Origin of the sequence: Streptomyces fulvoviolaceus, assembly GCF_000718165.1 — a bacterium.
GTDB classification, from domain to species: Bacteria; Actinomycetota; Actinomycetes; order Streptomycetales; family Streptomycetaceae; genus Streptomyces; species Streptomyces fulvoviolaceus.
In genome coordinates this window covers 85,123-98,405 of the sequence record NZ_JOEY01000009.1, presented here as the reverse complement: position 1 = coordinate 98,405, position 13,283 = coordinate 85,123, and the positions used below count along the sequence as shown (strand labels likewise).

Here is a 13,283-nt window from a genome sequence, read left to right as displayed (position 1 = left end):
GGGGTGAGGGGGTTGAGCGACGTGGACGTGCCGAGGATCGCCGTCGCCGTGGTGACGATGGGGAACCGGCCCGCCGAGGTCGACGCGCTGCTGGAGTCCGTGGCCAAGCAGGACGTCGCCCCCGCACGGATCGTGGTCGTCGGCAACGGCTGCCGGCTGCCCGAGCTCGCCGAACGGCTGTCCCTGCCCGGCGAGTTCACCGCCCTCGACGTCGAGGAGAACCTCGGCTGCCCCGGCGGCCGGAACGTGGCCCTGGCCCGGCTGCGGGAGTTCGGGGACGTGGACGTCGTGGTGGAACTCGACGACGACGGGCTGCTCGTCGACCCCGAGGCGCTGGGCCGCGTACGGGACCTGTTCGCCGCCGACGCCCGGCTCGGGATCGTCGGCTTCCGCATCGCCGACGAGCACGGGGAGACCCAGCAGCGGCATGTGCCGCGGATCGGGTCCGGTGATCCGCTGCGGGGCGGCTACGTCACCGGGTTCCTCGGCGGCGGGCACGCCTTCCGCATGACGATGCTCGAGGAGACCGGGGACTGGCCCGCCGAGTTCTTCTTCGCCCACGAGGAGACCGACCTGGCATGGCGGGCCGCCGACGCCGGGTGGCGCATCCGGTACGCGCCCGAGCTGCTGCTCCAGCACCCGAAGACCTCGCCCGCCCGGCACGCCATCTACTACCGCGTGAACGCCCGCAACAGGGTGTGGCTGGTGCGCCGCCGACTGCCGTGGGCGCTCGTCCCCGTCCACCTGGGCGTGTGGACACTGCTCACACTGGTGCGGGTCCGCTCGGCGGCCGGATTGCGCGCGTGGCTCGCCGGGTTCGTGGAGGGCGTACGGGAGTCGGCCGGTGAACGGCGGCCCATGCGCTGGCGGACGGTGTGGCGGCTCACCCGGCTGGGCCGGCCGCCCGTCGTCTGACGGCTGCGGACAGACACACAGGGACGAGGGTCCCGGTCGATCACCTCCGCCGACCGGGCCCCTCGGGCGTCCCCCCGGATCCGGCCTGACGGCGTCACTCCCCCGAGTTTGCGCGTCGTACGCGCGCACCGTCGGCCGGATCCGATGAAGTGATCACATCAGGTCGCGCCAACAGATCGCTAACATAGGTCCAGTGCTCCAACGGTTTGTTGTCCGCCGATTGGCGTGAAATCGGCGGTCGGCAGGTGCGGGCAGCGGCAGAGCGGTGGATTCCGACGGAGCGCGATCGGGCGCGGGGGCAGGCAGTGGGCGGCGTGAAGCGGCAGGGACCGCGGTCCGTGCTGCGGTTCGGACTGCTGGGACCGCCTGTCCTGTACGACGCCGACGCCGACGCCCGGGTCGCCTACGACGCCGCCGGCACCGGCGTCCACGCCGTGAGAAGCCCCAAGGTGCGGATCCTGCTGGCCGCACTGCTGCTGGAGGCAGGCCGCGTCGTCTCCGTCGAGTCGCTCGAGGACGCACTGTGGGGCGCCGCCCCGCCCCCGTCCGCGCGGGCCTCGCTGCACAACCACGTGTCCCGGCTGCGGCGGCTGCTCGACGACCCCGAACGACTGCGGGCGGCCGCCCCCGGCTATCTGCTGCGCGTCGAACCGGGCGAGCTGGACGTCCATGTCTTCGAGGCCCATGTCGCCGCGGCGCGCTCCGCGCACACCGCCGGGAAACCGGCCGGGACCGTCCGCGCCTGCACGGCGGCGCTCGCCCTGTGGCGGGGCACGCCGCTCAGCGGACTGCCCTCCGAACTGGGCGGATACGCCCTGGTGCAGCGCCTGGAGGAGGCGCGGCTGCTCCTTCTGGAGTGGCGCTACGACGCCGAGCTCGCGGTGGGCGGCACCCGACTCGGGGGTCTCGTGCCGGAGTTGGCGGCGCTGGCCGCCGAGCACCCGCTGCGGGAGGCGTACCACCGCCAGCTCATGCTCGCCCTGCACCGCACCGGCCGCCGGGCCGAGGCCCTCGCCGTCCACCGCGACCTGCGCACGCGCCTGATCGAGGAACTCGGCGTGGAACCGGGACCGACGGTGCGGGAGGCGCATGTGGAGGTGTTGCGTGGGGGAGCGGCGGACCCGTCGGGCGCTGTCGCTCCCTCGGACGACGGCGACGCACCGGCCGCCCTCGATGCCGGCCGAGCCGCGCCACCCCGGGCCCTCCATGGCGACGCTACGCGCGAAGACCTCACCTCCTCCGCCGCCGCCCCACAACCACCCCGCCCCGCCCAACTGCCCCCACCACCCGCCCACTTCACCGGCCGCACCACGGCACGCGACGACCTCCGCCGCGCCCTCGTCCCCGGCGACGGCCCCTCCAGCGCCGTCATCAGCGGCATGGCGGGCGTCGGCAAGAGCGCACTCGCGCTGCATGCCGCCCACGGCCTGCGGGACCGTTTCCCCGACGGCCAGCTCTACGTCAACCTGCACGGCGTCACCCCCGGCATGACCCCCCTCACCTCGGGCCAGGCGCTCACCGCGCTCCTTCGCGACCTGGGCGCCGACCCGCGCTCCATCCCCGAACACCCGGACGCGGCGGCCGCGTTGCTGCGCTCGCTGCTCGCGCCGGCCCGCACGCTCCTGGTGCTGGACGATGCCGCGAGCGCCGCGCAGGTACGGCCGCTGCTGCCGGCCGGCGGAGGCTGCGCGGTGATCGTCACCAGCCGTTCGCCGCTGACCGCCCTCGACGGAGCCCACCGCTTCCCGCTCACCCCGCTGTCGGACGAGGAGAGCGCGGCACTCCTGCGAGCGGCGTCCGGGCGCGGTGACGGCAGCGGTGGCGACAGGAGCGACGGGGGCATAGACGCCACCCACCCCCTCGTCGAACTCACCGGCCGCCTCCCGCTCGCCCTGCGTATCGTCGCCGCCCGGCTGGCCGCGCGCCGCGCCCTCACCCCGGACGTGCTCGCCGACCAACTGACCGCCACGGAAGGGAGGTTGCGACACCTGGAGTACGACGACCTGTCCGTACGCCGCTCCCTGGCCGTCGCCCACGACGCCCTCGCCGCCTCGGACCGCCGACCCGACCGCGACGCCGCACGCACGCTGCGCTGTATCGGCGCCCTGGACCTCCCGGCCTACGGAGTCCCCCTCGTAGCTCGCCTCCTCGGCACCGACGAGACCCGCGCCGAGGCCGCGCTCGACCGCCTCGTAGACGTGGCCCTCCTGGAGGAGAAGGCATACGGCCGCTATGCCCCCCACGACCTGGTCCGCGACTACGCCCGAGAACTGACGGACGCACCCGCACTCGCCGACGACGAGGAAGCCCCACAGGGGCCACCCGCACCCGACAACGAAACCCGCACGGGCGGTGCCGGTGGGAACACAGAATCCGAAGGCGAAGCCGAGGACACCGACACCCCCCGGCAGCCGCAGGCAACCCGCACCGCCCTGCGCTGGTACGCGGCCGTCGCCGAACGCACCCTCACCGCGATCGTCGAACCCGGCCTCGACCAGGACGACCGCCGCCACCCGACCGCGGCCCAGCCGCCCGAGCATGCGGCGCACGTCCTGTCCGTGCCGCCCTTCGCCGCCCCCGAAGAGGCCTTCGCCTGGGGCGAGTCGGAGCTGGCGAACATCGTCGCCCTGGTCGAACGGCACGCGGACACGGCCGACCAGCGCACTGCCGCCCTTGTCTCCACCCTCCTGCGCCTCCTCTTCCCCTACCTCCAGCGCAGCGGCCGCGTCGCCGAGATGGAGGTGCTCGGCCGGGCCGCCCTCGGTGTGGCGCGCCGGCTCGGGGACGCGCCGGCCGAGGCGTACGCCCTGGGCGACCTCGCGGGCCTGCACTTCCTGACCGGCCGGCAGAGCGAGGCCCTCGCCCTCAACGACCGGGCCCTGACGATCTGGCGGCGGCTCGGCGCGGTCTCCTGGATGCGCCGCTGCCTCAACAACCGGGGACTGCTGCTCGGCGGCCTCGGCCGGCACGTCGAGTCGGGCCGGGCGCTGCGGCAGAGCCTGGAGTACTCACGGCAGTTGAACGACCCCTACGGCGAGGCCGTGACCCACAGCCACCTCGGCAACCTGTACGAGCACACCGACCCCCGGGCCGCCATCGAGCAGCACCGGCGCTCGCTCGCCATCGGCGACGAGATCGGGAACGTCATCGTGCAGCACTCCGCGCACTGCAACATCGGCTACGCCCACCTCACCCTCGGCGAACCGGCCGCCGCCGCGGCGCACTTCGAGGAGAGCCTGCGCATCCTCGGCAGCCTCGGCGACTGGCACGGCGAGTCCCAGACCCGGCTCGGCCTCGTCCGCGCCCTGCGCCTCCTCGGCCGTACCGAACAGGCCGGCCACGCGTGCACGGAGCTGCTCCGCCGCGCGGACGCCCGCGCCGACCGCTACACCGCCGGTCTCGCCCGCCACCAGCAGGGACTGCTGCTGCGCGGGCAGGGGCGTATGCAGGAGGCGTACGAGGAGTGGCGCTCGGCCCTCGCCGCGCTGGACGGGACGGACGAGAAGGCGGTGCTCCAGGAACTCCGCGAGCTGCTCGCGGAGTTGGATCCACGGTGATCACTTGGCGTCGGCATAACACTCCACCACCGCTGTACTGAACGGAAACCGCACCGGCGTCTCCCCGAACGTCAGCCGTCCCGCCAGCTCCGCCGCCTCCCGGATCGCCGCCACCACGACCTCGGCCTCCTCCTCGGGACAGTGCACGATCACCTCGTCGTGCTGGAAGAAGACCAGCTCGGCCGCCATGCCCGCACAGGCCTGCCGCAGTGCGGCGAGCAGCAGCAGGGTCCAGTCGGCGGCGCTGCCCTGGACGACGAAGTTACGGGCGAAACGGCCGCGGGCACGGGCGTTGGTGGAGGCGTAGCCGGGGACCCACTCGGTGCCGGCGGGAGCCTCGGCCGGTTCGTCCTGCGGGATCCCCGCCTCCTCCGCCGAGTCCTCTCCCGCCCCGGCCGCCGGGGGACAGGTCCGCCCGAGCCAGGTCCGCACGAGCCGCCCCTCCTCACCGGCCCGGGCCGCGTCGTCGACGTACGCCACCGCCCTCGGAAAGCGGCGTCTGAGCGCGGCGAGGTTCTTGAGCCCGTCGCCGGACGTCTGCCCGTACACGGCACCCAGCACGGCGATCTTGGCCTGGTCGCGGTCGCCGGAGAAGGCACGGTCGGACACCGACTGGTACAGGTCGCTCTCCCGCCCCGCGACCTCCATCAGCCCGGGGTCGCGGGAGATCGCCGCCAGCACGCGTGGTTCCATCTGGTCGGCGTCGGCGACGACGAGCCGCCAGCCCGGGTCGGCGACCACGGCACGCCGGATCACCTTGGGGATCTGCAGCGCACCCCCGCCGTTGGTGACCCATCGCCCGGTGACCGTCCCGCCCGCCAGGAACTCGGGCCGGAACCGCCCGTCCCGCACCCAGTCCTGCAGCCAGGACCAGCCGTGGGCGACCCAGATCCGGTACAGCTTCTTGTACTCGACCAGCGGCTTCACGGCCGGATGGTCGAGGGACTCGAGCTCCCAGCGGCGGGTGGACTTCACCTTGATCCCGGCCTGCGCGAAGGCCTTGACGACGTCCGCGGGCAGATCGGGCCGCACCCGGCGCCCGAAGGCGGCGGACACCTCGTCGGCCAGCTCGGCGAGCCGGCGGGGCTCGCCGCCGCCCGCATACCGCTCGCCGAGCAGTTCGTGCAGCACCCGGCGGTGCACGTCGGCGCTCCACGGCAGCCCGGCCCGGTTCATCTCGGCGGCCACCAGCATCCCCGCCGACTCGGCGGCCGTCAGCAGCCGCATGCGGTCGGGGTGCGCGGTGGCGTCGTGCCGCCGCTGCTGGTCGGCGTACACCGCGAGGAGGTCGGTCAGCGGCAGCTGGACGGCCTGCGGTTCGAAGAGGGACGACTGCGAGCCGGGTTCGGCGGCCCGCTGGGGCGGATCGGGCGGTACCGGGCCGCCGCGCAGCCGGGCCAGGGCGGCGGCGGCCGAGCGGGGTTCGCCGTACCGCCCCTCGTGGCCGAGGAGGAGTATCTCGGCGTCCTCGATGTCGTAGCACCGCTCCACTCGCACCCCCGAGGCGAGCAGGCGCGGATAGACCTCGGTGGTGGACCGCCACACCCACCGCGTGACCTCGGGCCGCCCGCGCACGGCCTCGGCCGGGTCCCCCTCCCGCAGCACCGGCCCGCAGGGCAGCCCGTCCGGACCGAGGGGGGCGAGCTCCACGCCACCGTCCTCGGCCGGAGCGAGAGCCCAGCGATCGGTCATGGTTGCGAGTGTCGCAGGAGGGTCTGACAACGGCCCTCGACGCGGCTGACGTGCGATGTCTTCGCCCCCGCCGCCCCTACCCGTCCCGTCGTTCTGGGGCTCCGCCCCAGACCCCGCTCCTCAAACGCCGGAGGGGCTATTTCCAGCCCGTCCGGCGTTTGAGGACGAGGCCGTCCAGGCCGACAGCGGGGGTCTGGGGGCGGCAGCCCCCAGGGACGGGACGGGTAGGGGCGGCGGGGGCGAAAAAGGCCCGGCCCAGCCCCTCGGGCGGCCTCACCCCTGCGCGCCCCCGCCGGGGTTCACTGCGATCTTGGCGAGCACCGCCGTGATGTTCTCCTCCACCGCCGGCTTGGCGATCCCGAGCCCCGACAGCACCCCCTCGCCGTTCTCGAACTCCAGCAGGGCGAGCAGGAGGTGCTCGGTGCCGACGTAGTTGTGGCCCAGGCGCAGGGCCTCGCGGAAGGTGAGCTCCAGGACCTTCTTGGCGTCGGAGCCGTAGGGGACGAGCTCCGGCACCTCCTCCGCGGCGGGCGGCAGCGCGGCGGTGGCGGCCTGCCGCACGGCGTCGAGGAGGACGCCCTGAGCGGTGATCGCCTTGGCGGCCAGGGCCTCCGGTTCGGCGAGCAGGCCGAGGACCAGGTGCTCGGGGCGGCCCTCGGCGTTGCGGGCGGCGATGGCTTCGTTGTGGGCGGCCATCACCACGTTCCGGGCGCGTGGGGTGTAGCGGCCGAAGCCCTGACTGGGGTCCAGGTCCGCCGACTCCTTCGGCACGAACCGCTTCTGCGCGGCCTGCCGGGTGACCCCCATGCTCTTGCCGATGTCCGTCCAGGAGGCGCCCGAGCGCCGGGCCTGGTCCACGAAGTGGCCGATCAGGTGGTCGGCCACCTCGCCGAGGTGATCGGCGGCGATCACCGCGTCCTGGAGCTGTTCGAGGGGCTCGACATGGACCGTCTTGATCGCCGCGATGAGGTCGTCGAGGCGTACGGATGACGTGATGTTGGGGTTCGTCGTCATGTGTCAACCGTAGGTTGACGCTCACGAGGTGTCAACCGCGGGTTGACATCTACTTCGGCGTGGCAGCCAGCCGCACCGCGAGCCCGGTGAACACCGTGCCGGAGACGATGTTCATCCACCGGTTCACGCGCGGGCTGCGCCTGAGGAGGTTGCCCAGCCGCCCGGAAGCGAGCCCCACCGTGCCGTCCCACAGGAACCCCATGACCACGATCGTGCAGCCGAGCACCAGGAGCTGACCCGGGACATGGCCGAGGGAGGGGTTCACGAACTGCGGCAGGAACGCCACGTTGAAGAGGATCACCTTGGGGTTCAGCAGATTCGTGACGGCGCCCTGCCAGAAGGCCCGCCGCATCCCCGAGCCACCGCCCGCGGCCCCCTCCTCGCCCGGCACCGAACGGTCCCGGAACGCCTTCACCGCCAGGTAGAGCAGATAGGCCGCACCCACCCAGCGCAGTACGTGGTACAGCGTCGGCAACGTCGTGAACAGCGCCGACAGGCCGAGCGCCGCGGCGACCGCGTGCACCAACATGGCGCAGGCCACCCCGAAGGCGGCCATCACCCCGGCGGCGGGTCCGCCCCGGCTGCCCATCGCCACGATGAACATCATGTCGGGGCCCGGAGCGACGCAGAGCGCGAAGGCGGCTACGAGGAACGCTGCGTACAGATTCATGTCCACCATGGGGGTCATGCTCGGAGCCCGGGTGGAGCCGGGCGACCGATTTTCGGGGAGTGAGACGATCGCCCCGTGACCAGCACCGTCGACCGCGCCTTCGAAACCAGTCTCTACGCCGACCACGACACCGCCCTCGACACGGGCGCCTCCCTCCTCGCCGCCGACCCCGCGGCGGACGCCGAACTGGCGCGCCGGGGCGAGGAGTTCGTGGCGGCGGCCTGGCGGCGCGGCTGGCAGCCCGCGGACGTCGTACGGCACGTACGGCGCGAGCTGGACGACGTACACGTACGCCTGGTCGCGACCCTCATCCGCGCGCAGGCGCCGAACGACCGCCCGCGCGGCCGGCGCTGGACGGCACAGCTCGCCCAGCTGGACGAGCTCACCGCCGACACCCCGCGCCCCGACCGCTTCGCGCACGCCACCGCCGTACTCGAGCTGTACCGCCTGCTGCTGCGGCTGCCCGCGCTGGACCCTCTGGAGGAGCCGGTGGAGCCCCGGCAGGGGAGCGCCGCCGGCTCCCGCATGCTCACCCGCATCCGCGCGCTGCTGGCCAAGGCGGAGGCGACCGGCTTCCCGGAGGAGGCGGAGGCGCTCACCGCCAAGGCGCAGGAGCTGATGGCCCGGCACAGTGTCGACGAGGCGCTGCTCGACGCCCGGGCCCCGAGCCATGACACGCCCGGCGCCTGCCGGATCGGTGTGGAGCCGCCGTACGAGCAGGCAAAAGCGGTGCTGCTGGACGCGGTCGCGACGGCCAACCACTGCCGGGCCGTGTGGAACGAGCCGTTCGCCTTCTCCACGGTGGTCGGCTTCGAGGCCGACCTGGAGGTGGTCGAACTCCTCCACACCTCACTCCTGGTGCAGGCCACAACAGCCATGACCAAGGCCGAGGCGACCCAGCGCGCGGGCGGCCGTAAGCGGACGAAAACCTTCCGCCAGTCCTTCCTCGCGGCCTACGCCCACCGCATCGGCATCCGGCTGCACGCCGCCGCCGAGACCCCGGTGACCGACGACCTGCTCCCGGTCCTCGCCTCCCGCGAGGTTGCGGTGACCGACCGGCTGGACCGGATGTTCCCGGAGACCACCACGACCCGCCTGCGGGGAGTGAGCGACGAGGCGGGCTGGACGGAGGGATCCCAGGCCGCCGAACGCGCGCAGGTCGCCGGCCGCAGGGGCCTCAGTCCCCGGCCTGGGAGAAGGCGCTGACCGAGGCGTTCACATCACCCTGGCTGCCGTTCTGCGTCTGGACCGGCCCGTACGACCACTTGGAGTTGTTGTCGGTGGAGCCGCCCGGCAGGCCGACGTTGAGCGTCTTCACGTCGAGGCTCGCCTTGCCGCCCGCCTCGCCCCGCACGTAGGTGATGGTGAAGGTGACGGTGGCGTCCTTGGCCAGGGTCAGCTTCTGCGACTTGGCGCCCTTGTCCTGCGGGACGGTGGTCGACATGTCCGCGGCGTTCAGATCGATGGCGGGGAAGCCCTCGAGCGTGCACTTGGAGCCGTTGTTGGTCAGCGTGACGGGGATGTTGCCGGTGTCCCCGGCGGCCGGGGCGGTGTTGGCGGGCCCGACCTGCACGCCCATGTCACCGATCTCGCAGGCCGAAGTGCTGCTCTGCGTGGGACCCCCACTGTCCTTGTCGTCGCTACTGCTGTCGCAGGCGGTGAGGAGGAGGGCCGCGGCGAGGGCGGTGACGGTGAGAGGGGCGGCGCGCATCTGAAGTCCTCTGGGGTGAGTGGAGCGAGTGCATGGATCATCACGCACGAAACCGTGTGACGGTTGCCCGCCCCACGGTTTCGCCCCACCATCCGCCCGACCTGTTACGTCGTCACGACCCCAGGCTCGCCGTGGGCAGGCCGCTCGGCCAGGTGCCGCCGTTCTCGGACCGGGTGTACGTCTCCGTCCCGAGCCCGTCCTCCCAGTTCACCTCGAGCGAGGTCTTGTCGACCGACTCGACGTTCCCGGACGCCCGGTCCTTGTCGCTGTCGGCGGTGCTGCCGGTCGCGGTGCTGTTCCTGCACTTGAGGCTGATCGTCTCGGCGCTCGCGCTGCCGCTGCAGACGGTCCCGTCGGTGGAGAACAGCCCGGCCTTGCTGCCGTTGATCATCAGTACGACGGCCTTGCCGCCGGTGGTGGCGAACCAGCTGCCGGCGAGGTCGCCGGACGAGGAGGAGGACGAACCACCGCTGCCCCCACCGGTGTCGGCGGAGGCGGTGGCGGACGCGCTGGGATCGGCGCTGGAGGAGGACTCGTCGTCCGAGCCGCCGTCACCGCTGCACGCGGTGAGCGCGAGCACGCCGGCCAGCCCCGCGGCAGCGGCCGCGGCCCGTACCCGCCGACGTGACACAGAGCGCGAGAAGATCGCCGAAGTCACTGGATGCTCCCAAGCTGTAGCGGACAGCCAAACCGACCGCAGCAAGCTATCAGCCCCCACCATGAGACCTACCAGGACGATTTGCGCACGCCCGGCAGATACCCGGCGTGCGCCTGCCCCCGCAGGTTCACCCGGGACAGCCCGAAGGCCCGGAAGTAGCCGCGCGGCCGCCCGTCCACCTGGTCCCGGTTGCGCACGCGCGTGGCGCTGGCGTCCCGCGGCTGCCTGGTCAACTCGCGCTGGGCGGCGAGCCGTTCGGCGTCCGTGGACGACGGCCGACGAATGATCTCCTTCAGCTCGGCCCGTCGCGAGGCGTACCGCGCGACGATCTCCTGTCGCTGCTCGTTCTTGGCGATCTTGCTCTTCTTCGCCATCAGACCCGCACCCCCCGAGCGCGGATCCGCGCCACGGCCGCCTCGACCCCGATCGTGTCGACGGTCTTGATCCCCTTCGTGCTCAGCCGCAGCCGCACGTGCCGGCCCTCGCTCGGCAGCCAGTAGCGCTTGGACTGGATGTTGGGGTCGAAGCGGCGCGAAGTGCGCCGGTGGGAGTGGGAGATGCGGTTGCCGAAGCCGGGCTGGGCGCCGGTCAGCATGCAGTGGGCGGACACGGGTGATGCACCTCTCTCGGGGCGGTGATGTAAATGGAATTCATTTTCAGTAAGATACCAGCATGGCTCGCAACGAACTCCGCCCGGTCATCAAGCTCCGGTCCACCGCCGGGACCGGCTTTACCTATGTGACCCGCAAGAACCGCCGCAACGACCCGGACCGCATGGTCCTGCGCAAGTTCGACCCGGTCGTCCGCCGCCACGTCGACTTCCGAGAGGAGCGCTGAACACCGCCATGCGCAAGGGAATCCACCCGGACTACGGCCCCGTCGTCTTCCGCGACCGCGCCGCGAACTACGCCTTCCTGACCCGGTCCACCATGTCCAGCGACAGGACGATCGAGTGGGAGGACGGCCACACCTACCCGGTCGTCGACGTCGAGATCTCCGACGTCAGCCACCCCTTCTACACGGGCACGGCCCGCGTCCTGGACACCGCCGGCCGCGTGGAGCGCTTCGAACGCCGGTACGGAAAGGCCTAGTACGGTGCCCGATCTCTCCGTCGTGATCGTCGGCGGGCTGCACGCCGACGCCCGCAAGACGGTCGTCGAGCGGCTGCTCGCCGACGTGCCCGGCAGTGTCGTACTCCACCACGACCTGGTGACGGCCGCGGCCGGCACGGTCGTACGGACCATCCGCGACGCCACCGGCATCCTGTCCGCGGGCGAGGCGCCCCTGGTCAACGACTGCGCGTGCTGTGCGCTCAGGGAGGACCTGGTGCCGGAACTGCGCCGGCTCGCCGGGACCGGCCTCACGCGCCTCGCGGTCGTCGAACTGTGGGACTCGGTCGAGCCGAAGGCCATGGCCGAGGTGGTCACGGCCGGCGGGCTCACCGTCACCGGCGTGATCACCGCCGTCGACGCGGCGCTCGTCCTGCCGTACCTCGGCAACGGCGACGACCTCGCCGACGCCGGCCTCGCCGCCGCGGCCACCGACCAGCGGACGATCGCCGACACGTTCGCACGCCAGCTGGAGTACGCCCCCGTCCTCGCCGTCGTCGACTCCGCGGAGGCCGACGACGAGGACCGCGAGCTGCTCGCGCAGCTGCATCCGACAGCCCGCCAGGTCCTGATCGGCCACGGTGACCTGGCGGGCGCACAGCCCCTGTTGGCCGAAGCCGCCCTCGCCGGCTTCGACGTGGAGGCGGCCGCCGCGGCCCAGCACCCGGCCTGCGCCCTGCTCCCCGCGGACGCCGACGCGCACGGCGTCTCCACCCTCGTCTGGCACCGCTGCCGCCCCTTCCATCCGGAGCGGTTGTACGAGGCGCTGGAGGACATCACCTGCGCGGCCGCCCGCAGCCGGGGCCGGTTCTGGCTCGCCGACAAGCCGGACACGCTGCTGCACTGGGACGCGGCGGGCGGTGCGCTGTGCGTGGAGAGCGCGGGCCCGTGGCTCGCCGCCCTGCCGGACGCCGCCTGGGAGATGGTCCCTCCGGTACGCCGCGCCGCGGCCGCGATGGACTGGCACCCGGAACACGGCGACTGCTGCCAGCACCTCGTCTTCACGTCACCGGGCCTGGACCGGGACGGACTCGAACGCGTGCTGGAGTCCTGCCTGTTGACCGACACCGAATACGCCGCCGGCCGCGACGCCTGGAAGCAGTTGCCGCCCGCCTTCGACACCCTCCTGGAGGTCTGACCCCGCCATGCCCCGCAAGCCCGAACGCAAGCCCGCCAAGAACCGCCCCAACCCGCTGGACCAGGCGGGCATCACCTACGTCGACTACAAGGACACCGACCTGCTGCGGAAGTTCATCTCCGACCGCGGCAAGATCCGCAGCCGCCGTGTCACCCGGGTGACGGCCCAGCAGCAACGCCAGCTGTCCCGCGCGATCAAGAACGCCCGGGAGATGGCACTTCTGCCGTACAGCAGTCGCTGACGCGAAAGGTGGAACACGAAGGCCGCAATAAGCGTCTCTCCCTAGTACATGAGGCATTCGCATGTGATGCGGGCTCCGGGGCAGACGCTGGAACGAATGCAGCGCCACATACGTCACACCTGTAACCACAGGAACACCCCGCGTGCACGTGCATCTGCTCATGCATCCGCACGTGAACACAGCTATGATCCGGACCAGTTGACCACTGCATCAGTGGCCCCAAAGCCACCGCACCACCGGGGAGCAGACCTGTGGACCACGACGTGTACAACGGCATGGCTGCCACGGAGCTGAACGGGGTGGCCTGGCAGAAGAGCCGGCACAGCAACTCGCAGGGATCCTGTGTCGAGTTCGCGCGGCTGCCCGACGGCGGCGTGGCCGTCCGCAACTCGCGTTTCCCGGACGGCCCCGCGCTCGTCTACACGCGCGCGGAGATCGAGGCGATGCTCCTCGGCATCAAGGACGGCGAGTTCGATCACCTGATAGCGGGCTGACCCTCGGTCCGCTGTCGGGCGACCGAGGGCGTTCATGGCCTCGCACTGCGTAACGCGCGTAGAACAGCGGCGCAAGAAAACGCC

Annotated in this window: 15 protein-coding genes; 8 read left to right on the top strand and 7 right to left on the bottom strand. The window is 72.4% G+C overall.

All coding sequences use genetic code 11. The annotated features are described in order from the left end of the window. The first annotated feature begins 21 nt into the window (after positions 1-21). Both IG08_RS0111580 and IG08_RS0111575 read left to right on the top strand, forming a co-directional pair. Entirely contained in the window at positions 22-915 is an 894-nt protein-coding gene (locus IG08_RS0111580) for a glycosyltransferase family 2 protein (RefSeq protein WP_030599744.1), read from the top strand. A 305-nt stretch (positions 916-1,220) separates the two neighbouring features. Then, entirely contained in the window at positions 1,221-4,472 is a 3,252-nt protein-coding gene (locus IG08_RS0111575) for an AfsR/SARP family transcriptional regulator (protein WP_063757765.1), read from the top strand. Here the strand turns inward: IG08_RS0111575 and IG08_RS0111570 are convergent, their stop codons facing one another. The 3 genes from IG08_RS0111570 to IG08_RS0111560 all read right to left on the bottom strand — a co-directional run bounded on the left by IG08_RS0111570 (position 4,473) and on the right by IG08_RS0111560 (position 7,857). Further along, positions 4,473-6,164 (bottom strand): bifunctional 3'-5' exonuclease/DNA polymerase, encoded by a 1,692-nt coding sequence (locus IG08_RS0111570; protein ID WP_030599740.1) that lies wholly within the window; start codon positions 6,162-6,164, stop codon positions 4,473-4,475. 273 nt (positions 6,165-6,437) lie between these two features. Continuing rightward, the gene (locus tag IG08_RS0111565; protein WP_030599738.1) at positions 6,438-7,178 is read right to left on the bottom strand and encodes a Clp protease N-terminal domain-containing protein; all 741 of its coding nucleotides are present in this window, start codon (positions 7,176-7,178) and stop codon (positions 6,438-6,440) included. 49 nt (positions 7,179-7,227) lie between these two features. Next, positions 7,228-7,857 carry a LysE family translocator gene (locus IG08_RS0111560; protein ID WP_030599736.1) on the bottom strand — a complete coding sequence of 210 codons (630 nt, stop codon included), beginning with the start codon at positions 7,855-7,857 and terminating at the stop codon, positions 7,228-7,230. Between the two features lie 66 nt (positions 7,858-7,923). Here IG08_RS0111560 and IG08_RS0111555 point away from each other — a divergent pair, with 66 nt between their 5' ends. Next, positions 7,924-9,054, top strand: a complete 1,131-nt coding sequence (locus tag IG08_RS0111555; protein WP_043454012.1) for a DUF2786 domain-containing protein — start codon at positions 7,924-7,926, stop codon at positions 9,052-9,054. Here IG08_RS0111555 and IG08_RS0111550 read toward each other — a convergent pair. The 4 genes from IG08_RS0111550 to rpmB all read right to left on the bottom strand — a co-directional run bounded on the left by IG08_RS0111550 (position 9,026) and on the right by rpmB (position 10,827). After that, positions 9,026-9,559 (bottom strand): DUF4232 domain-containing protein, encoded by a 534-nt coding sequence (locus IG08_RS0111550; protein WP_030599730.1) that lies wholly within the window; start codon positions 9,557-9,559, stop codon positions 9,026-9,028. The genes IG08_RS0111555 and IG08_RS0111550 overlap by 29 nt on opposite strands. Positions 9,560-9,671: 112 nt before the next feature. Next, positions 9,672-10,217, bottom strand: coding sequence for a hypothetical protein (locus IG08_RS0111545; protein ID WP_030599724.1), 546 nt, complete (start codon positions 10,215-10,217; stop codon positions 9,672-9,674). Positions 10,218-10,285: 68 nt separating this feature from the next. After that, positions 10,286-10,591 carry a 30S ribosomal protein S14 gene (gene rpsN, locus IG08_RS0111540; RefSeq protein ID WP_030599722.1) on the bottom strand — a complete coding sequence of 102 codons (306 nt, stop codon included), beginning with the start codon at positions 10,589-10,591 and terminating at the stop codon, positions 10,286-10,288. Next, positions 10,591-10,827: a 50S ribosomal protein L28 gene (gene rpmB, locus IG08_RS0111535; protein ID WP_030599719.1), complete on the bottom strand. Its 237-nt coding sequence runs from the start codon at positions 10,825-10,827 to the stop codon at positions 10,591-10,593. The genes rpsN and rpmB overlap by 1 nt, the downstream gene beginning before the upstream one ends. Before the next feature lie 62 nt (positions 10,828-10,889). Here rpmB and rpmG point away from each other — a divergent pair, with 62 nt between their 5' ends. From rpmG to IG08_RS0111510, 5 genes are all read left to right on the top strand, one after another. Then, a complete protein-coding gene (gene rpmG / locus IG08_RS0111530; RefSeq protein ID WP_030599717.1) occupies positions 10,890-11,054 on the top strand; it encodes a 50S ribosomal protein L33 in 165 nt (54 codons plus the stop codon). 8 nt (positions 11,055-11,062) lie between these two features. Next, positions 11,063-11,308: a type B 50S ribosomal protein L31 gene (locus IG08_RS0111525; protein ID WP_030599715.1), complete on the top strand. Its 246-nt coding sequence runs from the start codon at positions 11,063-11,065 to the stop codon at positions 11,306-11,308. 4 nt (positions 11,309-11,312) lie between these two features. Further along, positions 11,313-12,464, top strand: coding sequence for a CobW family GTP-binding protein (locus IG08_RS0111520; protein ID WP_030599712.1), 1,152 nt, complete (start codon positions 11,313-11,315; stop codon positions 12,462-12,464). A gap of 7 nt (positions 12,465-12,471) precedes the next feature. Further along, complete coding sequence (rpsR, locus tag IG08_RS0111515; protein WP_030599711.1) at positions 12,472-12,705, top strand: 30S ribosomal protein S18; 234 nt, start codon at positions 12,472-12,474, stop codon at positions 12,703-12,705. Between the two features lie 251 nt (positions 12,706-12,956). Then, positions 12,957-13,199, top strand: coding sequence for a DUF397 domain-containing protein (locus IG08_RS0111510; RefSeq protein WP_030599710.1), 243 nt, complete (start codon positions 12,957-12,959; stop codon positions 13,197-13,199). The last annotated feature ends 84 nt before the right edge of the window (positions 13,200-13,283 follow it).

Excerpts from the sequence above, each read along its gene's own strand:
- rpsR (WP_030599711.1), top strand. The coding sequence starts at position 12,472 with ATGCCCCGCAAGCCCGAACGCAAGCCCGCCAAGAACCGCCCCAACCCG.
- IG08_RS0111560 (WP_030599736.1), bottom strand. The coding sequence starts at position 7,857 with ATGGTGGACATGAATCTGTACGCAGCGTTCCTCGTAGCCGCCTTCGCG.
- IG08_RS0111550 (WP_030599730.1), bottom strand. The coding sequence starts at position 9,559 with ATGCGCGCCGCCCCTCTCACCGTCACCGCCCTCGCCGCGGCCCTCCTC.
- rpsN (WP_030599722.1), bottom strand. The coding sequence starts at position 10,591 with ATGGCGAAGAAGAGCAAGATCGCCAAGAACGAGCAGCGACAGGAGATC.
- IG08_RS0111565 (WP_030599738.1), bottom strand. The coding sequence starts at position 7,178 with ATGACGACGAACCCCAACATCACGTCATCCGTACGCCTCGACGACCTC.
- IG08_RS0111570 (WP_030599740.1), bottom strand. The coding sequence starts at position 6,164 with ATGACCGATCGCTGGGCTCTCGCTCCGGCCGAGGACGGTGGCGTGGAG.
- rpmG (WP_030599717.1), top strand. The coding sequence starts at position 10,890 with ATGGCTCGCAACGAACTCCGCCCGGTCATCAAGCTCCGGTCCACCGCC.
- IG08_RS0111525 (WP_030599715.1), top strand. The coding sequence starts at position 11,063 with ATGCGCAAGGGAATCCACCCGGACTACGGCCCCGTCGTCTTCCGCGAC.